Annotated in this window: 20 protein-coding genes; 4 read left to right on the forward strand and 16 right to left on the reverse strand. The window is 31.1% G+C overall.

What is annotated here, in order from left to right:
* Positions 1-19: 19 nt before the first annotated feature.
* The gene (locus Q0998_RS16040) at positions 20-268 is read right to left on the reverse strand and encodes a hypothetical protein (protein ID WP_299671663.1); all 249 of its coding nucleotides are present in this window, start codon (positions 266-268) and stop codon (positions 20-22) included.
* A 163-nt stretch (positions 269-431) separates the two neighbouring features.
* Between Q0998_RS16040 and Q0998_RS16045 the strand changes: the two genes are divergently transcribed.
* The gene (locus Q0998_RS16045; protein WP_299671665.1) at positions 432-1148 is read left to right on the forward strand and encodes a YebC/PmpR family DNA-binding transcriptional regulator; all 717 of its coding nucleotides are present in this window, start codon (positions 432-434) and stop codon (positions 1146-1148) included.
* Between the two features lie 248 nt (positions 1149-1396).
* The gene (locus Q0998_RS16050; protein ID WP_299671667.1) at positions 1397-2665 is read left to right on the forward strand and encodes a hypothetical protein; all 1269 of its coding nucleotides are present in this window, start codon (positions 1397-1399) and stop codon (positions 2663-2665) included.
* Between the two features lie 40 nt (positions 2666-2705).
* On the opposite strand, the gene Q0998_RS16055 is transcribed toward Q0998_RS16050, so the two are convergent.
* The 13 genes from Q0998_RS16055 to Q0998_RS16115 form a co-directional block, all read right to left on the reverse strand.
* Positions 2706-4787 carry a von Willebrand factor type A domain-containing protein gene (locus tag Q0998_RS16055; RefSeq protein ID WP_299671753.1) on the reverse strand — a complete coding sequence of 694 codons (2082 nt, stop codon included), beginning with the start codon at positions 4785-4787 and terminating at the stop codon, positions 2706-2708.
* 95 nt (positions 4788-4882) lie between these two features.
* Entirely contained in the window at positions 4883-6058 is a 1176-nt protein-coding gene (locus Q0998_RS16060; RefSeq protein WP_299671669.1) for an AMP-binding protein, read from the reverse strand.
* Complete coding sequence (locus tag Q0998_RS16065; RefSeq protein ID WP_299671671.1) at positions 6045-7022, reverse strand: CPBP family intramembrane glutamic endopeptidase; 978 nt, start codon at positions 7020-7022, stop codon at positions 6045-6047. The genes Q0998_RS16060 and Q0998_RS16065 overlap by 14 nt, the downstream gene beginning before the upstream one ends.
* Positions 7023-7123: 101 nt before the next feature.
* Positions 7124-8164, reverse strand: a complete 1041-nt coding sequence (locus Q0998_RS16070) for an o-succinylbenzoate synthase (RefSeq protein ID WP_299671673.1) — start codon at positions 8162-8164, stop codon at positions 7124-7126.
* A gap of 7 nt (positions 8165-8171) precedes the next feature.
* Positions 8172-8687 (reverse strand): SRPBCC family protein, encoded by a 516-nt coding sequence (locus Q0998_RS16075; RefSeq protein ID WP_299671675.1) that lies wholly within the window; start codon positions 8685-8687, stop codon positions 8172-8174.
* 60 nt (positions 8688-8747) lie between these two features.
* Positions 8748-9677, reverse strand: a complete 930-nt coding sequence (gene menA / locus Q0998_RS16080; protein WP_299671677.1) for a 1,4-dihydroxy-2-naphthoate octaprenyltransferase — start codon at positions 9675-9677, stop codon at positions 8748-8750.
* Positions 9668-11167: a PH domain-containing protein gene (locus Q0998_RS16085; RefSeq protein ID WP_299671679.1), complete on the reverse strand. Its 1500-nt coding sequence runs from the start codon at positions 11165-11167 to the stop codon at positions 9668-9670. The genes menA and Q0998_RS16085 overlap by 10 nt, the downstream gene beginning before the upstream one ends.
* Positions 11160-11669, reverse strand: coding sequence for a PH domain-containing protein (locus tag Q0998_RS16090; RefSeq protein WP_299671681.1), 510 nt, complete (start codon positions 11667-11669; stop codon positions 11160-11162). The genes Q0998_RS16085 and Q0998_RS16090 overlap by 8 nt, the downstream gene beginning before the upstream one ends.
* 6 nt (positions 11670-11675) lie before the next feature.
* Positions 11676-12053 carry an SPOR domain-containing protein gene (locus tag Q0998_RS16095; protein ID WP_299671683.1) on the reverse strand — a complete coding sequence of 126 codons (378 nt, stop codon included), beginning with the start codon at positions 12051-12053 and terminating at the stop codon, positions 11676-11678.
* Position 12054: 1 nt separating this feature from the next.
* On the reverse strand, positions 12055-12834 hold the full coding sequence (locus tag Q0998_RS16100) for a (Fe-S)-binding protein (RefSeq protein ID WP_299671685.1): 780 nt from the start codon (positions 12832-12834) through the stop codon (positions 12055-12057).
* Between the two features lie 125 nt (positions 12835-12959).
* Positions 12960-14276 (reverse strand): (Fe-S)-binding protein, encoded by a 1317-nt coding sequence (locus Q0998_RS16105; RefSeq protein WP_299671687.1) that lies wholly within the window; start codon positions 14274-14276, stop codon positions 12960-12962.
* Between the two features lie 25 nt (positions 14277-14301).
* Positions 14302-15255, reverse strand: coding sequence for an MlaD family protein (locus Q0998_RS16110; protein ID WP_299671689.1), 954 nt, complete (start codon positions 15253-15255; stop codon positions 14302-14304).
* A 54-nt stretch (positions 15256-15309) separates the two neighbouring features.
* Positions 15310-16395, reverse strand: coding sequence for an N-acetylmuramoyl-L-alanine amidase (locus tag Q0998_RS16115; protein ID WP_299671691.1), 1086 nt, complete (start codon positions 16393-16395; stop codon positions 15310-15312).
* 197 nt (positions 16396-16592) lie between these two features.
* On the opposite strand from Q0998_RS16115, the gene Q0998_RS16120 reads away from it, so the two are divergent.
* The gene (locus Q0998_RS16120; RefSeq protein WP_299671755.1) at positions 16593-19187 is read left to right on the forward strand and encodes a putative LPS assembly protein LptD; all 2595 of its coding nucleotides are present in this window, start codon (positions 16593-16595) and stop codon (positions 19185-19187) included.
* A gap of 83 nt (positions 19188-19270) precedes the next feature.
* Positions 19271-19651: a Rid family detoxifying hydrolase gene (locus tag Q0998_RS16125; protein WP_299671693.1), complete on the forward strand. Its 381-nt coding sequence runs from the start codon at positions 19271-19273 to the stop codon at positions 19649-19651.
* Positions 19652-19755: 104 nt separating this feature from the next.
* Here the strand turns inward: Q0998_RS16125 and gap are convergent, their stop codons facing one another.
* Together gap and pfkA are read right to left on the reverse strand one after the other, a co-directional pair.
* Entirely contained in the window at positions 19756-20757 is a 1002-nt protein-coding gene (gene gap / locus Q0998_RS16130) for a type I glyceraldehyde-3-phosphate dehydrogenase (protein WP_299671695.1), read from the reverse strand.
* A gap of 26 nt (positions 20758-20783) precedes the next feature.
* Entirely contained in the window at positions 20784-21767 is a 984-nt protein-coding gene (gene pfkA / locus Q0998_RS16135; protein ID WP_299671697.1) for a 6-phosphofructokinase, read from the reverse strand.
* Positions 21768-21948 lie beyond the last annotated feature (181 nt).

Below are 21948 nucleotides of genomic sequence, written 5' to 3' on the forward strand. Positions count from 1 at the left end.
AACGTAGGTTTTTTCCTATTTAGATTAACCACAATTTTTGCTTAATCTTAAAATCCCACAAGTTTTGGACTTGATCCGAAGTTGTAGCATTCCAATACAATTCTGTATCTTCTGTTAAATTATTATTGCTGTCATAGGTAAATTCTGACTTATAACTATTTATCCAAACTGTCCCAGTATTTGTTTCTGTTAAACTAGACGTTAATTTGGTCTGACTCAAAAGAGAAATGGTAATAAACGTAAAAATAAAAAAAGTAGTTTTTTTCATGATAAATGTTATTTTAAGGTTCGTATCAAAAATAAAATGTAAGTCGTCAAAAAACAATACCTACAACTAGGTATATTTTGTTGTAAATCAACTTTCAAAAATATTGTGAAACAACATTCTAATATTTACATTTGTAAGCATTTTAATTAAAACAATAGTACTGATGGGAAGAGCATTTGAGTTTCGAAAAGCAAGAAAAATGAAACGTTGGTCTGCAATGGCAAAAACTTTTACCAGAATTGGTAAAGATATTGTAATGGCAGTAAAAGAAGGTGGTCCAAACCCTGAATCTAATTCGCGTTTAAGAGCCGTTATACAAAATGCGAAGGCAGCGAACATGCCAAAAGAAAATGTAGAAAGAGCTATTAAAAAAGCAACAGATAAAGATACTGCAAACTATAAAGAAGTACTTTTTGAAGGCTATGCACCTCACGGTATTGCGATTCTTTTAGAAACCGCAACAGACAATAATAATAGAACCGTTGCCAATGTAAGAGCCGCTTTTAACAAATGCGATGGGAATTTAGGAACTTCTGGATCTGTAGTATTTATGTTTGATCATACCTGTAATTTCACTTTGAAAAAAGAAGATATTACCATGGATATGGAAGAACTAGAACTAGAACTTATAGATTTTGATGTAGAAGAAATTTTTAATGATGAAGAAGGTGTTATTATTTATGCCCCTTTCGAACAATTTGGTGCGCTACAAACGTATTTTGAAGAAAATAATATAGAAATTTTATCTTCTGGTTTTGAAAGAATACCAACTACTACAAATAAGCTTACTGAAGACCAGCAGGCAGATGTTGATAAGCTATTAGAGAAACTAGAAGAGGATGATGATGTTCAAAATATTTACCATAGTATGGAGCCCTAATAATTAGCTATATACTACTAAAAACAAAAAGTCGTGATTTAAAAATCACGACTTTTACTTTTTGAACTTCTAAAAAAACAAATATTCTATCCCCCAATATAATATTTAGTAACGTCATTCAAATGCTCTACAAATTTAGAATATCATTTTTGTTTTTGCAATTCATCACTACAACAAATCTACTACAAATTGCTTTTTTAAACATAAAATCTACTATATTTGTACGATACTATTTTTAACCCCTGAAGATGAGCCAACTAAAAAAACCATTTCTACTATTATTTTTCGGTCTGTATCTATTTCCTTTTCTTACAAAAGCGCAAGATATCATTATAAAAAACGGAAGCGACTGGCATTATTATGACGCTGGGTATCTAAATGAAGACTGGATGCTCTTAAATAATTTTTCTGATTGGAAAATAGGCGCTTCTCCGATTGGGTATGGAGATTCAAAAGTTACTACCGAAATTGGATTTGGTGGCAACACAGAAAAGAAACACATTACAAAATATTTTAAAAAAAGAATTCAACTTAACAGAGAAAAGTACTCTGCTTATGAGTTTAAAATTTTAAAAGACGATGGAATCGTTTTATATATAAATGGAAAAGAAATATTTAGAGACAACATGCCAAATATTGCCATTACAGGAAAAACACTCGCTACAGAGGTGATGTCGGGCAATGAAGAAAATGAATTTTCATCGTTTATTTTTGATAATACTATTATTTCAAAAAACGAAATTGTAATCAGTATTTCCGTTCATCAAGCGTACGAATCTTCTAGTGATTGTGTTTTAGACTTAGAACTTTTAGGACATGATAATCCTGAGATTCTGGCTGTTTTAGTGGACAGTAAAAATAAATTGAATTCAGATTTGCTGAATAAAATTGAAAATCTGAATTCGAAGTTTGAATATGAGAAAGTGGTTCTTCATAATGATGATTTAAATGGACAAAATTATAATTTAAAAACCACCTTATATATAATTAGTGTACTGGTGATTCTATTTACTATTGGCTGTATTACCGTAATATCAGAATTAAGAAAAAAACTTAAAAAGTCTGACAAATGGAACCAAAATATTTCTGATGAGATTATTCAAAAAGAAAAAGAGATGATAACTTTAGCCACCAACCTATTACACAACAAGCAGTACTTTAAAGAAATTAAGGCAGATTTGAAAGGAATAAAAACGGAAGATGCTACTACAGTAAAAAGCATTTTAAAATTAATTGATACTATTTTAGACCGAGACGATGATTGGGAAACACTCAAAAAACATTTTAATGCTGTTAATAGTGGCTTTTATGAAAGGCTAATAAGATTACATCCAAGTTTATCTGAAACCGAATTAAGACATTGTATCTTTATAAAACTACATTTGCATACGAAAGAAATTGCAAGAATACTGCTAATAGACCCAAGATCTGTTCAAACGGTGCGATATCGTATTAAGAAAAAAATGAATTTGAGTGAAGAAGAAACGGTAAGAAATTACTTGCTTAACCTTGAATAAAACAATAAATCAACCCGCTCAATTGAGCGGGTTGATTTATTTAGATCTCGTTCGAATAACTTTTTACCAATCTTATAAATTCTGCTCTGTAACCTTGCTTGTCTTCTCCTCTGCCTTTTTGTGCAAGCTGCAATACATCATTTAAATTTGTACTATTATAATATTTAGATTTTCTTAATTGCATTCCAAACAGTGCCACTGCAGAAGCAAAGTGCATATCGTTAGAAATCGCTGTGATTTCATCTTTTTGAATATGAATTATTTCTATACTTTTACTTTCTGAAGGTTTTTTATACCTAAATTTTACAGTAAATAATTCCTCGGAATTGTTCGTAGTATTTTTTGTGTATTTTAATTTTGGTATTTTCTTTAAATAATCATTTTCAACACCCACAGGAATTATTTCATACAAAGCAGTAACCTTGTGTCCTGAACCCAATTCCCCAGCATCTTTTGTGTCGTCTATAAAATCTTCATCATTTAGCAACCTGTTTTCATAACCAATTAAACGATATGCTTGCACTTTGTTAGGGTTGAATTCTACCTGAATCTTAACATCTTTGGCAATGGTATACAAAGTGCCACCAAATTCTTCTCCAAAAACCTTTTGTGCTTCTTGCATGGTATCTATGTATGCATGATTCCCGTTTCCTTTATCTGCTAGAATTTCTAATTTTTCATCTTTATAATTGCCATAACCAAATCCTAAAACCGATAAGAAAATGCCAGATTTTCTTTTTTCAACAATTAGTTTTTCCATTTGACGATTACTTGAAGCACCCACATTAAAATCTCCATCTGTTGCTAAAATAACTCGGTTATTTCCATTCTTTTTAAAATTTTTCTCAGCCAATTTGTACGCCAATTCTATTCCTTCTCCACCAGCTGTAGAACCTCCAGATTGTAAATGATCTAATGCAGCTATAATCTTTTCTTTTTGATTGCCAGACGTTGGTTTTAAAACCACACCCGCTGCACCTGCATATACCACAATAGAAACTTTATCTTTTTTTCTAAGTTGATTTACCAATAATTTAAAAGCAGCTTTTAGTAAAGGCAATTTATTTGCGTTTCCCATAGAACCAGAAACATCTATTAAAAAAGTAAGATTAGAAGCGGGTAAATTTTCTTGCTCATATTTTTTTCCTTGCAAACCGATTCTTACTAATTTTGTATCTTGATTCCAAGGAGTTTTTACAACTTCTGTATGAATCGAAAAAGGATGTTTATCTGTGGGTTGCGCATATGCATAATCGAAATAATTTACCATTTCTTCGATTTTAACGGCATCCAAAGGTATTTTTTGTCCGTTGTTAATCATTCTTCTAATATTGCTATAAGAAGCCTTATCAACATCAATAGAAAAAGTAGACAAGGGCGCTAAGTGTGCTCTTTCAAAATTATTTTCATGAATTTGAGCATAGCTTTCATCATTTTCAATTTTATAGTTTCCTTTTTTTGTGCGAATTACAATACACCCATTTCTTGCAGCATACCCGAATAATTTTTCTGCTTTTTTAGGTTTGTATATATTTACTTTTTCAATGTCCTTAGGGTTTATATTCTGAATTAAAGAATTGTAATTATTTTGGACGGGAATACCATCTACAATGTATAAAGGTTGGTCTTTATTCTTTGTTGATTTAATTTCTTTAGTAGAAATAGTATTATTTGAAATATTTACACCAGAGACTTTACCTTGTAAAGCTTTTGTAATTTTATTGTGCGCTGGATTTGATTTTCTACTTTCTGCTTTGATATAAGAAACAGCACCTGTAATTGATTGTTTCCTTTGTGTTCCATAACCAACAATAACAATTTCATCTAAAACTGAAGCATCGGCTTTCAGTTCAACATTAATTATTGAAGATTTTGCAACCGTTTTATAAGCTTTTTTAAAGCCTAAATACGTAAAAACTAAGGTGTCTCCTATTTTGGCTTTTATAACGTAATTCCCATCAAAATTAGTTTCCGTACCATTTGTAGTCCCTTTTATCAAAACAGAAACTCCAGGTAAACCTTGATTATTTTCATCAGTAACAATTCCGGTAATTTCTTTTTGTTGTGCTTGTATAATTGATATTCCAAATATCAAAATAACGAAAAATAGCTGTTTTATCATTGCTGTAGTTTTAAAGTTTCTATAAAAATACATTTGAAATGTTTTTTATAAAACTACCAATGAGTAAAAAGACCTAAAATTGAAGTAAACGAACTTTATGAGTTAGTCTGTATTTTTTGAAGTGTTTTCTTTCGCTGCACTTTTCCTGTCTCTGTTTCTACAAAAGCATCTATAAAGTAAATTTCTTTCGGAATTTCATATTTAGAAAGTGTTTGTAGGTTTTTGATTTTTTCGATAAACGAACTCTGAAATTCTGAGACTTTAAAACTTTGATACTCTATCACCAATACCAACTTTTCTCCTAATTTTTCATCCCAAATTCCTGCAACAAAAAAACGTTGTGCTATGATGTCAGCTAATTTTTCTTCTATTTTTTCTGGATGTAATTTAATGCCGCCAGAGTTAATTACATTGTCAAAACGACCTAACCATTCAAATTGCTTATCTGAAATTAAGTTGACCACATCGTTTGTAAAAATAACTTCGTCAGAAACTTTTGTATTTTTTATGACTAAACAATTTCTTTCGTCTTTGTAAATGGTTGTGTTTGGTAGTGTTTGATAATAACCTCTCGGCTCCGCTCGAGGAGACATCTGTCTCTCAGCTTTACCATCTATATAAATGTTATTTTCTTCTTCAGATAAAGATTGCTTCTCCCGAGGATTCGGGACTCGCAATGACGAAAATTGATTCAACTTTTTAACCGCGATATGTGTTATGGTTTCGGTCATTCCGTAAGTTGCATAAACTTCGGTCGTAATGGTTTGTAATTTTTCTTGAAGATTGGTCGAAACAACTCCTCCACCAACAATTAGTTTTTTAATTTGATGTAGTTTTTCTATTGAATTTTCTACTTGCAAAGGTACCATCGCAGAAAAATCGTAGCATTTAAAAATATTTTTTAAAGGAATGGAGTTAGAAGTTATAATATCTATATTCCAGCCTAAAGTGAATGCTCTTATCAGCATCATTTTACCAGCAATATAGGCAACAGGCAAACAAAGTAGCGCTGTTGTATTTTCTTTTAAATTGAAAAAATCTCCAGTAGCCAAAGCAGAATTCACCATGTGTTTTTTTTGCAACTGAATTGTTTTAGGATTTCCTGTAGAGCCTGAAGTTTTTACCAAAATAAAATCTTCAGAAGAAAACCAATTTTCTAAAAAAAGATGAATTTCTTCAGAAAAATCATGCGCAAATATTAACATTTCATCAACAGAAGTAAATGAATGATTATTTATTTTAAAATCTTTATGAAAATTATTCTGTACCAATATCTTCTAAAATTCTATAGTTTTCTTTCAAATTAACGGGTGCTACAATTTTACCAGTTAGTTTTTCTTTCCAATTTTTCCAACCGTATTTTTTAGAAAAAATAACCAGCATTATAGGATATAAAACAAAAACTGGCAAAAACATCTCCCAAGTTACGGAAGGCTCTGACATGTCTATATACAAAGCATCTGTTTGAAAAACAGTCCAATCTGTAGTGATAAAAAATGCCGCTACAATATTGTTAATAGCATGCAAACCTAAGGCAATTTCTGTGCCTTCATCCATCAGCGTTACAATGCCATAGAACAACCCTGTACCAATATAAAAAACCATCGTTATCTGACCTAATTTTGCAACCTCAGGATTTGCACCATGTAACAAACCAAAAACTACAGAGGTTATCAATAAAGGCACCCATCTGTTTTTTGCTAAAATTCCAATTCCTTGCATAAAATACCCTCTAAACAATAACTCTTCGAAACTGGTTTGAAATGGTATAAACAGAAATGAAATAGCTACCAAAATAAAAAAAGGTGTTGCATTAAAATTCCAGACAAAGTTTTCTGGAGAAATTAATAGTGCTATAGATGAAAAAACCAAAGCAATGATTCCCCAAACAAAAAAACCGTAAAAAAAACGTTTCCAATCTATTTTAACTCTGCTTGTCACTAAAGAAGTAATGGTTCTTCTGTGGATATATTTTACGCCAATAAAAAGAAAAATTAAACCCACAAAAAATGTAAAAACTATTAAAAAGAGTAGGAAATTTTTATCTAAACCCGCAGTCATAAAACTGTTTTCCATAAATTTAAGAAACTCGTTGGTGTCTTTAGATTTTGCTGCACCAGCCATCACTAAAGGAATAATTCCTAAAACTTGCCATCCAAAGAAAACGAGCATAATAGTTAGCACCCAATGATACCATTCGTTTTTACCTTTGTATGCTTGTTGAATAAAATTCATGTTTTTAAATTTATAATTGTCTTTGTAATAACTCCTCTAGAACTTCGTTTTTTACTTTCCATCAAGTTATAATTTGATTTTAGTAATGCTCGAGGAGACATTTAAATTATTTCAGCATCCCATCTTTTGGAATTGTTATATTGTAAAGTTCCGTTTTTAACTTCTAACGGACTTTTAAAATTATTGGTAAATAAACCTCCTGTTCCCAATCCTTGGGGCAATTTATTCTCTAAAGTATACGTAAATTGTGCAATTGCATTTAAGCCAATATTGCTTTCTAAAGCAGAAGTAATCCACCAATCTATGTGGTTGTTTTCTGCGAATTTTATCCATTCTTTACTTCCACTAAAACCACCAACTAAACTTGGTTTCAGAATAATAAATTGTGGTTTTACCGTTTCAATTATACGCTTTTTTTCTTCGGAAGTAAAAACACCAATCAATTCTTCATCTAAAGCAATTGGCAATGGTGTTTTTTCGCACAAAGAAGCCATTTCTTGCAACTGACCTTGTTTTATAGGTTGTTCTATAGAATGAATTTCTAATTGTGATAATTGCTCTAATTTCTCTAATGCTTCATTTGGACTGAATGCACCATTTCCATCTACTCTTAATGCTATTTCTTTTGCTGAAAATTCCTTGCGAATCGATTTTAACAAATCTATTTCTGCATCAAAATTAATGGCGCCAATTTTCATTTTAATACAAGAAAATCCTGTTTTTAGTTTTTCTTGAATCTGAGTTTTCATAAATTTCTTGTCTCCCATCCAAACCAAACCATTTATGGGTATTCCTTGTTTTCCTTGTGTAAATTCCGATGGAAATAAGTCGAACTTATGTTTACTTTTTAATGATAAAAAAGCTTGCTCTAGCCCAAATTGAATTGACGGGAAGTCAATGACTTCAGATAATAATTTTTCTAAACCTTCATTTATATGCGCACAAACCCATTTTAATTTTTCTTCATATTGAGGAACATCGTCAACACTTAAACCTCTAAACAAACCTGTTTCTCCAATTCCTTGTTTACCCTCTTTTTCTAGAATGATAAACCATGTTTCTTTGGTTCTTAAAATTCCGCGAGAAGTTCCACTTGGATTTTTAAAATTAAGAATGTATTTTTTATAGCTTGCTTTTATCAAAATAAAATTATTTGCTCTCTAAAAATATTTTAAAATTATTTAAATACGATTGATCTTGTGCTTTAAAAGTACCTTTAAAATACGGAAAAACACAAGCCATGATAAAAGATTCACTTTGGCAACTCGCATGTAAGATAATAGTGGTAATTCCGTTTTCTTCAGAAAAAAGATAATCGTCTTTTTTTAACATATTTTCAGCATCATAAAATAACGTAACTTTTTCATTAGCCACATAAGCCATAATTTTCTCTGTCATTGTTATTTCTTGACCTTGATTCAGAACCACCAAACGATACACACTTCCTGTAATTCCAGGATTTTTATTGATTGTCTTAACAGACTTTACCTCAGGAATCCAGTTTTTAACGCTGTCTATTTTTGTGAAGGTATTAAAAACCTCACTAATCGGTTTTTCAATAGAAACTTGAGCCGTATAATTGGTTTCTTTCACAACCAAACCCGTCATAAAAAAAGCTAAAATTACAAGGGAAATTACTATTAAAATTATTTTTATTATTTTCATAAATTAAATTTTGTCACAAACTCACTCATAAGGTAATGGTGATTTATGATTGCTGTTTTACTAAAAAAGTTGTCCAATTCCAAAAAGAATAGCAAATAAAAATGTGCTCAAAGCTACTTTTTTTAACTCACTATCTAATGCGGCAGGAATTGTATTTTTCGATACTGTGATGGCATTTTTTATCAAAGGAACAAAAGCGACTAAAAACAGCAATTGATACATAGAACTAAAATCTAAAAACACATACGCCAAAGCCGTAATTAAAGCACCAATAATTAAAAAGTAGTGATATTTTTTTGATTTTTGCATACCTAATTTCACCACTAAGGTATTTTTATGATTCTTTTTATCTTCTTCTCGATCTCTTAAATTGTTCAAATTTAAAACGGCTGTGCTTAATAAACCAACGGAAATTGCAGGTAAAAAAACTTCGACATTTATAAATTTCGTGTACAAGAAATAACTACCAACAACACTTAACAATCCGAAGAACAAAAATACAAATACATCTCCAAAACCACTATAACCATAGGCTGAATTACCCACTGTGTATTTAATAGCTGCTGCTATTGATGCAATTCCTAAAATAAAAAATAAGATGGAATACCCAAAATTTTCACTTCCAAAAGCCACATAGATCAATACCAAAGCGATTATTAAAGTGATGATGGTTGTAAAAATCATGGCCATCTTCATCTGTTTTGGTGTAATTGCTCCTGAAGAAACCATTCTGGCTTCACCCGTTCTGTTTGTATCAGAGCCTTTAATACCATCTCCATAATCATTTGCAAAGTTAGATAAAACTTGAAAACCAATTGTGGTTAAAATTGCCAACCAAAAAACTGGAGATTCGAAAATAAAGTTTCTGATACTATCTTCTGATACATTGTTCACGAATTCATTTCCTAAAATGCTTCCAACAATAATTCCAGATATAGACAAAGGCAATGTTCTTAAACGAGCTGCTTTTAGGTAACTTCTTACATCCATGATTTCTTGCTAGTTTCAACTTTAAACAGTGTATAATTATATATTTGTTGCGCTTTTTCTAATTGCATACATGGTATTTTTATTTTTCCTGATGCCGTTTGAAAAACGACGTCAGCCACATTTTTTCTTGCTTGAAACATAGTTTGCTTCAACTTTACATTTTGTACTTTAAAAAAAGGCAAATAGGTCTTGTGCGTTTCTATAGTTCCAGAGCCCATCAATAATAATTCATGACTAAAAAGATAGTATCTTTTCCTAAAACTGATTTCTATAGCAAATATAAAAATAGGAATTAACAGAATATTCGCCCAAAAAACGTGGGTATTTTCAAAACCAACATAAAGACCAACGTTCAATACTAACAAAATAAAAATACTTCTGATGTATAAACGAATGCGGAAATAGATGTCTGAAAAATTTTTATCTAAACCTTCTAAGTTTTCATTTGTAAATAATACATCTTTTATTGTTGCTATTTGTGCTGATTTACAACCAACAATCTTAATAATTTTATCTTGTTTCTTTTTTACTTTCCCGCTAATTGCTTGTTTAAAAGTAATAAAAGAAATGCCTAATTTCTTTTTTATAGGATTGTGAGAAATGGTAATGTGCTGTACCTTACCCTTCTTTAAAATAACAGATTTTTTTGTTGTTAAACCTTGATAAATCTCTAAAGCATTATTTTTTATAAAAACCGTTAAATTAAAATGTCTTAAATACACTCGAACAACAGAGCTTAACACCGCAACAAAAGTTAAGAGCATAAGCAATCCGACTATTAAAATGACGCTTGTTTCTAATGTAGATGTATTTTCTGTGATATAATCATCTAATACATCACGTTTTCCTAAACCGTCGAAAAGTTCACTTATTTGTTGAAAAAAACCAATTAATAATGCGAATAAAAGCAACAAACTTTGCAAATGATTTTCAGTGAGACTTACTTTTAACAAGGCTAAAAAACCGACTTTTAGTAAAGGTTTTTCTGAAGTCTCTGTTTTTTGATCAACATTTTTTTTATCAAAAATTGTAATGGCATTCTTTAAAGCACTCGCTTCTTTAAATGACAATGCTTTGATTGAAATTTCAGCTTTACTAGAACCTGCCGTTTCAATATTTACTTCGTGCACATTTATGAGTTGCTGAATGATATTTTGTTTGAAATTAATGTTCTGAATTCTATCAAAAGGAATGGAGGTGTTTGTTTTTTTTATAATTCCTCTTTTTAAAATAAAATGCTTATTTTCTATTTTAAATTGAAAATTTTGAAAAATTAAAAAAGCTCTCACTAAGAAAAATACCAATAGTAAACCTATTCCTAAATAAATATAAAGAAGTGTGGTTTCTGATATTTTAGAAAATTTTTGAATAAATAAGAAAAGTAGAATCCAAAAAGCTTTTAAAGCTTTGTATAAAATATTGAGATAAATAACAAGAATGCCTTTTTTAGATTGCTTTCTAAATTGGCTAAAGCGCTCTGAATTACTCATCTATTTGATTGCTGATGTATTCTTTTATTTGCTGTGCATCTTCCTTTAAAAGTCCGCTAATTTTTAAATCGTCACTACTGTCACCTGCTGTAAATACACTTAAAGAAACCAAATTGAAATAACGTGAAATTGGTCCTTGATCTATTTCTACATGCTGAATTCGATTGAAAGGAACTGTTGTTAAACTTCTAAAAAAAACGCCTTTTTTATAAGAAATATCTTTTTCTCTAACAGCATATTTTCTTTTTTTAAAACCGATAAGCTTTATAAAAACTACAAAAAGCAGCGCTATAGAAAGTATCGCATACAACCAAAAAATAGATTCGTTTAACTCTAAATAATTCTTGTAGTCAATAAAAAAAAGAATGGCGAATACAATTAAAAAAATAAATGCTGTATTGATTAAAATAACGTTTAAATACTGTTTTTCAATCGTTTTAAACTCGATTTTAGAAATATCGGGAAAGGAAATTACAGCAATATTTTGAAAAGAATCTGTCATGGAACATTATTGTAAAGCTTCTTTGATTGTAATTGGAATACCATTTTTTAAAGCTTGTACAAATGCACCTTTGTAGGTATTCAATAATTGTAATCTATAGTTCTTAGCTTCTTTATAGGTTTCAAAAGTGCCTAATCTATATTTTATTAGAGAATTTTCTTCGTAAATATTTATATCCGCTACATCAGCTAGTTTTTCATTTCTATTCTTTAAAGCTGCTATTTGCACTGTAAAAATTAAAGTATCTTCTTTTAAAACTTCTTTTTCTAAAGAGACAATTGTGTCTGTAACTTTATGGTTTTCAACTGGAATGACCTTTTTTTCTTCATTCTTAGTGCAAGAAATAAAAAAGATCCCTAAAATAAATAGAAAAATATTTTTCATCTTATAAGTGATTCGCTTCCGCAATTAACTCTGCAATATCTTTTACAACAACCTCTGCTTCTTTTTCTTTAAACTTAATACCATCTGTCATCATGGTATTACAATAAGGACACCCTGTTGCAATGATTTCTGGTTTTGTTTCTAAAGCATCTTCTGTTCTTAAAATGTTTACTTCTTTGTCTCCTGCTTCAGCATCTTTAAACATTTGTGCACCACCAGCTCCACAACACAAAGCGGTACTTTTACTGCGTTTCATTTCAGTTAAATTAACGCCTAGTCTTCTAATTAAATCTCTTGGAGACTCATAAACATCATTAGCTCTTCCTAAATAACAAGGATCGTGAAAGGTTACTCGTTTTCCTTGCAGGGTGGTTTCATCAATTTTTAAACGTCCTTCAGCAATTAAATCTTGTATGAATTGTGTGTGATGCAAAACTTCATATTTTCCGCCCAATCCTGGATATTCATTTTTTAACGTATTGAAAGAATGCGGATCGCAAGTAACTATTTTCTTTACTTCATAACCATTTAAGACTTCAATATTCATCATGGCTTGCATTTGAAACAAAAACTCGTTTCCGGCTCTTTTTGCGGCATCTCCTGTAGATGATTCTTCAATTCCTAACACTGCAAAATCTACCTTAGCTTGATGTAATATTTTTACAAATGCTCTCGATATTTTTTTTGCTCTATCATCATAACTTCCTGCAGCACCCACCCAAAACAACACTTCTGGTTGTTTGCCTTGAGCCATCATATCTGCCATTGTTGGTACGTTCATAAATTTGATGTTAATTCGTTTAATTGTTGATGTTTTTAGTCTTCAGTATTCAGTTCACAGTATTCAGTCAGCCACTTACTGCCAACTGAATACTGTATACTGCTTACTGCTCACTGAATACTTTTTTACTCTTCTTTCGCCCAATTCAATCTATCTTGTTGATTGTATTGCCAAGGTGCACCGTTATTCTCAATATTAGACATCATAGCGTTTAACTCTTGTGGCGCAGCACTTTCTTCCATCACTAAATACCTTCTCATATCCATAATAATAGAAAGTGGATCTATATTTACAGGACATTCCTCTACACAGGCATTACAACTGGTACATGCCCAAAGTTCTTCTGGCAAAATATAATCGTTTAATAGCTGTTTGCCATCATCTTTAAAAGTACCTCCATTTGCATCGATATTTCTACCAACTTCTTCGAGACGATCTCTGGTATCCATCATAATTTTACGAGGAGATAATTTTTTACCCGTTAAATTTGCAGGGCAGGCAGATGTACATCTTCCACATTCGGTACAGGTGTATGCATTTAAAAGTTGTACCCAATTTAAATCGGTCACTTCAGATGCGCCAAATTTTTCTGGCACTTCCTCTTCAGCTCCTTCGGCAGGTGTTGTGTAAGGATCTGCACTTGGATCCATCATTAATTTTACTTCCTTGGTAACAGATGCTAAATTATTGAATTGTCCCTTTGGATTTAGATTTGCAAAAAATGTATTTGGAAATGCCAATAATATATGTAAGTGCTTTGAATAATATAAATAGTTTAAGAATACTAAAATTCCTAAAATATGAATCCACCAAGCCGTTCTTTCTATGGTATGTATTGTTGTTGCTGAAAAACCATCAAATAAAGGTGCAATAAACTGGCTTATTGGATTTCCAATGCCTGCTTCTTGAAATGGAACATCTGTGGCATTCATCACCAAGAAAAGTGTCATTAACACCATTTCGAAGTATAAGATGAGATTGCCGTCCATTTTTGGCCAGCCTTTCATCTCTTTGCTTAAAAAACGTTTAATGTTTGCAATGTTTCTTCTGGTCCAAAAGAGAACAACTACCGCAAAAACTAAAGCTGCTAAGATCTCGAAAGTTCCTATTAAAAATCCGTAGAACGCATTTCCTAAGAAACCTTGAAAAATTCTATGAGTTCCTAGTAAACCGTCTATTATGATTTCTAAAACTTCTATATTTATAATCACAAAACCTACATACACGATAATGTGTAAAAAACCTGAAAACGGTCTTCTCACCATTTTAGATTGCCCTAAAGCAATTTTGATCATATTTTTCCAACGTTCTGCTTTGTTATCTTTTCTATCTATATCTTTTCCTAAATTGATATTTCTTGTTAATTTACGAACATTCATCGCAAAAAAACCAATACCAGCAATTAACGCGATGGCAAAAAGTATGTTTGGTAAGTACTGCATTCAAATAATTATAAGGTTGAAATTATTATTTTTCTTCTTCTACTCCTTCTTCAAAAGGTCCTGGACTTTTTCCAAAGATAGAGAAATGAACATATCTTTTTGGATTTAGTTTGATGTCTCTCAATAATTCTTCTAGCTCTTTAGTTGCAGCTTCTAAATTATTGTACATTTTCTCGTCGTTAATTAATTTTGCGATTGAACCCTCTCCTGAAGTCATTTTTTTAGACAATTCATTAAAATTATCTACTGCATTTTCTGCTTTTTGAACAATACCATTAATATTAACGGTTGTTAAGCTATCTGACAATTTGCTCAAATTGCCCGTAATTTTCTTCGTATTTCTAAGTGTTACTTTTAAATTCTCTTGGTTGTCTACAACCATAGCGTTTACAGATTGAATGGTTTTTCTGATGTCTGCAATTGTTGCTGCTAAATTATTAACAGAACTATTAATTCCATCAACGGTTTCGTCATTTAATATTTTATTTACACCGCTAAACAACGTATCTGCTCTTACAATTACTTTTTCTATTTTTTGTTGAAGTGGGTTTAATCTTTCTCCAATTGAAGTAAATAAGCTTTCTTCCATTTCTCCTTTAAGTAAATCTCCTGAAACGGCAACTTCACCTTCATAATTAGGAACAATAGCTAAATTAGAACCGCTTAAAGGGTTTGGAGAATAAATTCTAACAATGCTATTTTTAGAAAACTGAAATTCATTTTCTACAATAAAAGTAACTATTAAATGACCTCTTCTCTCTTCAGTTAAGTCGAACTCTATCTTATCTACTTTACCAACTTTTAAGCCATTAAGTGTAACTGAGCTGGATCTAGAAAGACCTCCAATTTTAGCATATTCTACTCTAAATGTTCTGGTACCTGAATCTAACAGGTTTTTTCCTTTTAAGAAATTGAAGCCCCAAATGGCAATAACGATAATAATTGTTGCAATAATTCCTGTTTTTAATTCTTTAGACATGTCTACAAGTTTTAAAACAAAACTACTAATTATTTTTATTAGAAACCGTTTATTTTACTGCATTTTTAAAGCTTCCTGTACAGATACTTTTTCACCGTCTTTAAAGGCTACAATAAAAGCAGAAGAATATCCTTTAGATTTTGCTTTTTGTAGCGCGTTTTTAACAGAAGCATAAGAAGAATTCTTACCATAGTAATACTTATAATAACTACCAACTTGCACTCTTTCTATATTTTTTAACCCTTTAAAATTATACGATTTTGTAGCTAATTTATTTTTTCCAGATGCAACTTGTACTTTAAATTCAATTTCATTTAAAGATTTTATAGTTGATGCATCTTCAGTAACTGTATTTAATTTTAAATTTTTAATATAATTGTAAATAGCTTCTGCAATAGCATTTGCCATTTGCGCTTGTCCCTTTTTAGAATTTAAAAACCTACCTTCTTTTTTATTTGTCAAATACCCCAGTTCTACCAATACACTTGGCATGATGGTTTCTCTTAAAACCTGAAAGTTATCTTGTTTTACTTTTCTATCGTTTCTTTTTAATTTAAAAGCAAAATTATTCTGAATTAAACTTGCAATTGCCAAGCTTTTATCTAAATTTTCTTCCTGTAAAAGCGATAAACCTATGACAGATTCTGCCGAATTAGGATCAAACCCCTTGTATTTGTCTCTAAAATTATCTTCTAAAAGAATTACCGCGTTTTCTCTTTTGGCAATTTCTAAATTTTTCTTATTTCCTCTTAGCCCCAAAACAAAAGTTCCTGCACCATAGGCATTCGAAGTATGAGAATCGCAATGAATAGATACAAATAAGTCTGCTTTTGCATGGTTCGCAATAGCACCTCTTTTCCATAAATCTATAAAAACATCTTTCTTTCTCGTAAATAAAACTTTGACATCTTTATTTTTACTTAGCTTTTCTCCTACAATTATTGCCACTTTTAAAGCAATATTTTTCTCTATAAATCCGTTTCCTAAATTACCTGGATCTTTCCCGCCATGACCCGCATCTAAGACCACCACATACTCTTTTTGAGCATAGGTATGCATACTACCAAACACCAATATTGAGACTAGTAAAAAAAGGATTTTGTAATTGTAAATATTTTTATGTTTTTGTTGGGATTGCATCGATAAAATTTAACTAATTTTGAATTCTTAAACTTGGTGTTTCAATTATTGAGCCAAATTTTTATTCACATACAAAAATAGTATTTATAGCATTGCAAACAAACCTATCATATATACTTTTATTTTGCTGCTTCTTTTTTACAAAGTTTGGTTTCTCTCAAGACATAAAACCAACAAAAAAAATAGCAGTTCCTTTGGTGAAAAAAGATACGGTTCCTTTAAAAAAAATAGACAGTGTTTTCTCTTTAAAAAAAGACAGTGTTCTTTTAAAAAAGAAAGATACTATTTCTCTAGATACTATAAAACCGAAAGAAACTATTGAAGACATTATTACTCATGTAGCAAAAGATTACACCATACAAGACGCAAAAAACAAAACAGTAACACTTTATAATGAAGCAAATATCACCTACACCGATATTGATTTAAAAGCGGGTATTATTATTGTAGATTATATTAAAAACACACTATTTGCAAAAGGAATTAAAGACAGCACTGGGTATGCACAGCGTCCTATTTTTAAACAAGGCAACGAAGAAACCGAACAAGATTCTATCATTTATAACTTTAAATCTAAAAGAGCATTAATTTACGGGTTAAAAACCAAACAGGGTGAAATGTTTACCTATGGAGAAAAAACCAAAAGAGTAAACGATTCAACAATTTATGTTCGAAAAATTAGATTTACTACTTCAGAAAAAGACAATCCAGATTATTATATCGCAACAGACAAAGCAAAAATAGTACCTGGTAAAAAAATTATTGTAGGAACTAGTAATTTGGTTTTAGCAGATATTCCCACACCAGTTTTTCTGCCATTTGCATATTTTCCAATTACAACAACAAGTACTTCTGGTTTTTTAATTCCTGCTTTTGATACAGGAAGTAGCGATAGAGGTATTGGTTTTCAAAATGGTGGTTATTATTTTGCTATAAATGATTATGTAGATTTAGGAATTACAGGAGATGCTTACTCTAACGGAAGTTGGGGTTTTAGAGCAAACTCTAATTACAATAAAAGGTATCGATTTAGTGGTTCTTTTAATTTTAGTTTTGAAAATAACATTAGTGGAATTCGTGGTTTTTCTACTTATAGTAAAGCGAACAATTATAATATTCGATGGTCGCATAATCAAGATCAAAAAGCAAGTCCGAATTCTCGGTTTACAGCCTCAGTAAATTTAGGAAGTAGCAAGTTTTTTAGAGAATCTCAAAATCAGTTTAATGTTGCTCAAACACAGACCAATACATTTAATTCATCCATAAATTATAGCAAAACTTTTGTAGGTACCCCTTTTAATTTAAATGTCACGGCACAACATCAACAAAATACCAATACAGAACAAATTACAATGACGTTGCCTGCATTGACTTTAAATATGAACAGAATTTATCCGTTTGCAGGAAAAAATGGTGTAAAAAAGAATCCGATTCAAAAAATGGGATTCAATTACACCTTAGATGGTAAATACCTGATTAATACTACAGATGATGATTTTTTTACCGCCAAAATGTTCGAGACGGCAAGAGCGGGTATGCAACACAAAACAGGTACCAATACAAATTTTAAAGCTTTTACGCACTTTACCGTTTCACCAAGTATAAATTATGAAGAAACTTGGCAATTCGATTATATTCAAAAAAAATACGACGCTACAAATAATGTTATTGTTACAGATACTTTAAGTGGCTTTAAAAGCTATAGAGAGTTCAATACTGGGGTTAGTATGTCTACGAATATTTATGGTACTTTTAATATTAATAAAGGAAGATTAAAAGCAATAAGACATACATTTAGACCTTCAGTTTCTTATTCTTACAGACCAGATTTTGAAGTAAAATATTTAAAACAGGTTCAAGCAAGCAATGATCCCAGCGATTTGGAAGAGTATACGGTCTTTGATCAAGGTATTTATGGTGGTCCTTCTTCTGGATTAAGCAATTCTATTGGAATCACTTTAAACAACGTTTTAGAGGCCAAGGTTGCCCCAAAAGACCCCGATAGTGATGAAGAAGATGAAAAAATTACACTTTTAAACAACTTAAACTTTAGTAGTTCCTATAACATTGCGGCAGATAGTTTGCGGTGGTCTAATGTAAGCTTTTCTGCAGGAACCCGTTTATTTAAGGATAAACTGGCGATCAACTTAAGTGGTTCTCTAGATCCTTATAAAGTAGTTGCATCTTCCACAGGTTCTCCTATTAAAATTGATGAGTTTAATCCTAATATATTTAGACTTACAAATGCTAGTTTAACTGCAAATTATTCTATTTCTAGTACTGATTTTGGAAAGGATAAAGATGGAGACAAAAACCAAAATGCTAGAGATCCTAACAATGCTGCAGATGTAATTGGTGCAGATATTAATCCTACGGATAGATTCGGGCAGGGAAATAACAGCCCAAATACCAACAAAAAAGATAAAGATAAAAAGACACAATTATACAATGCAGACATTCCTTGGTCTATCAATTTAGCCTATTCTACAAATTATAATAACAACGGACTGGACGGAGGCGAAATTGGCATACACAGTTTAGTATTTAGTGGTAATGTTGAATTGTCTCCAAAATGGAAAATGGGCTATTCTTCTGGTTATGATTTTAAAGGTGGCGCTTTTACCTTTTCTAGATTTAATTTTACGAGAGATTTAGACAGTTGGCAATTCAATTTTAATTGGGTTCCTTTTGGTACAAATTCTTCTTACACCTTTTTTATTGGTGTAAAGTCTTCCATTTTAGCAGATTTAAAATGGGATAAAAACAAACCACCAGATAGAACGTTGTTTTAGTAGTTAAGAAACTAAAGAGACTTCGAGAAGCTCTCTGGAAATCTTTGAAACTTTGAAACTTTGAAACTTTGAAACTTAAAAAAATGAAAAAAATAATAACCACTTTAAAAGCACCTGCGCCAATTGGGCCTTACAATCAAGCAGTTTTAAGCGGAAATACCTTATATAGCTCTGGGCAAATTGCTATCAATCCAGAAAATGGAGAATTGGTTTTAGATTCTATTGAAGCAGAAACAAAACAGGTGATGCAAAATATGAAAGCAGTTTTAGCTGCTGCTGAAATGACTTTTGAAAATGTTATAAAGAGTTCTATTTTTATTTCTGACATGAATAATTTTTCAAAAATAAATGCAGTTTACGGAGCGTATTTTAACGATGAAACGGCTCCTGCAAGAGAAACAGTAGAAGTTGCAAATTTACCGAAATTTGTAAATGTAGAGATTAGTATGATTGCTGTAAAGTAAATAGTAGGCAGTAGGCAGTAGGCAGTAGGCAGTAGGCAAAATTAAAAAAACCTGATAGAAAATTAATTCTATCAGGTTTTATATTTTCAATTTATTTATTACAACTATAAAGTTGCCGCATATTCAATTAAATCTACAATCTTAGTTGAATACCCAATTTCGTTATCATACCAAGCAACCACTTTTACAAAGTTATCATTTAAAGCAATACCTGCATTTGCATCAAAAATTGAAGTTCTTGTATCTCCAACAAAATCTTGAGATACTACTAAATCTTCAGTATATCCTAAAACACCTTTCATGGGTCCACTTTCTGAAGCAGCTTTCATTGCTGCACAAATTTCTTTATAAGTAGCTGCTTTTTCTAATTTTACAGTTAAATCTACTACAGAAACATCCATAGTAGGAACTCTAAAAGCCATTCCTGTTAGTTTACCATTCATAGCTGGTATTACTTTCCCTACCGCTTTTGCAGCTCCTGTAGAAGAAGGAATAATGTTATGAATTGCAGATCTACCACCTCTCCAGTCTTTCATAGAAGGACCATCAACCGTTTTTTGAGTTGCCGTTGCAGCATGTACAGTAGTCATTAGACCTTCTGCAATACCAAAATTATCATTTAAAACTTTTGTTATTGGTGCTAAACAGTTTGTGGTACATGAAGCGTTAGAAAAAATCTTCTGGTCTGCTTTTAATTCAGTATTGTTTACACCCATTACAAACATTGGTGTATGGTCTTTAGATGGTGCAGACAAAACAACTTTTTTAGCGCCTGCTTCTAAATGCTTTCCAGCAGTTTCTTCTGTTAAGAAAAAACCAGTAGATTCTATCACGTAATCTACATCCACTTCGTTCCACTTTAAATTTGCGGGATCTCTTTCTGAAGTAATTCTAATTTCATTTCCATTAACAACCAACATGCCGTTTTTAACTTCAACAGTTCCATCAAATGCTCCATGAACAGAATCGTACTTTAACATATACGCTAAATAATCTACATCTAATAAATCATTTATTGCTACAACTTGCACGTTATCTCTTGTTACTGATGATCTGAATGCTAATCTTCCAATTCTTCCAAATCCGTTAATTCCTACTTTTATCATTTTTTTATGCTTTTTACTTATTAATATTATGTTGTCATGATATCAGAAACTCTTAAAAGTTCTTGATTGATAGAATGACCTCCTTTTATTGCTTCTGCAATACTTGTACTAATTACTTCGTTATTTTTTAAACCTACCATTAAATTGGTTTTGCCATCTAATAATAACTCTACTGATTTTACACCCAACCTACTTGCTAAAACTCTATCAAAACATGATGGTGAACCTCCTCGCTGCATGTGCCCTAAAACAGATACTCTTACATCATATTCTTGTAAATTCTCTTCTACGTATTCTGCTAATTGATATACATTTTTACCAGATTTATCGCCTTCTGCAACTACTACAATACTAGAAGACTTTCCTGTTCTTCTGCTCTTTTTTAGAGATTCTAACATTCTATCTAAACCTAAATCTTCTTCAGGTATTAAAATTTCTTCTGCTCCTGCTCCAACACCTGCGTTTAATGCTATAAAACCAGCATCTCTTCCCATCACTTCCACAAAAAATAATCTGTTGTGAGAAGACGCAGTATCTCTAATTTTATCAATTGCTTCAACGGCTGTATTTAAAGCAGTATCAAAACCTAAAGTATGTGTGGTTCCAAAAATATCATTATCTATAGTTCCTGGAATTCCAATAATTGGAAATTTATACTCCTCATTAAAGATAACGGCTCCTGTAAAAGAACCATCTCCACCAATAACAACCATTGCTTCAATTTCGTTTTCTTTTAGGTGTTCGTAAGCTTTCGCTCTTCCTTCTTTGGTTCTAAATTCTTCTGATCTTGCCGATTTTAAGATCGTTCCTCCTTTGTTAATAATATTGTTAACGCTTCTTGCGGTTAACTCAATAAAATCTCCTTCAATAAGGCCTTCATACCCTCTATATATTCCAATACAACTTACTCTGTAATAAGCACAGGCTCTAACTACAGATCTTATTGCTGCATTCATTCCAGGAGAATCTCCTCCAGAAGTCATGACTGCTATTTTTTTAATTTTCTTCATATTTTATAGTGTAAAATTAGTGCTTTTTAAGCATTTAAAATAAAAAAACTACGAAATCGTTTTAGCCTATTTTCCCTTTATTTTAAAGGAATTTTAAATGTCATATTCCTAAATATTTCTGTTTTTTCTTTGGATATTCAAAAATCTTTAGAACGCTTAAAAATAGAATTTATAGATTTAA

It is taken from the genome of uncultured Polaribacter sp., assembly GCF_947501385.1.
In the GTDB taxonomy this organism is placed as follows: domain Bacteria; phylum Bacteroidota; class Bacteroidia; order Flavobacteriales; family Flavobacteriaceae; genus Polaribacter.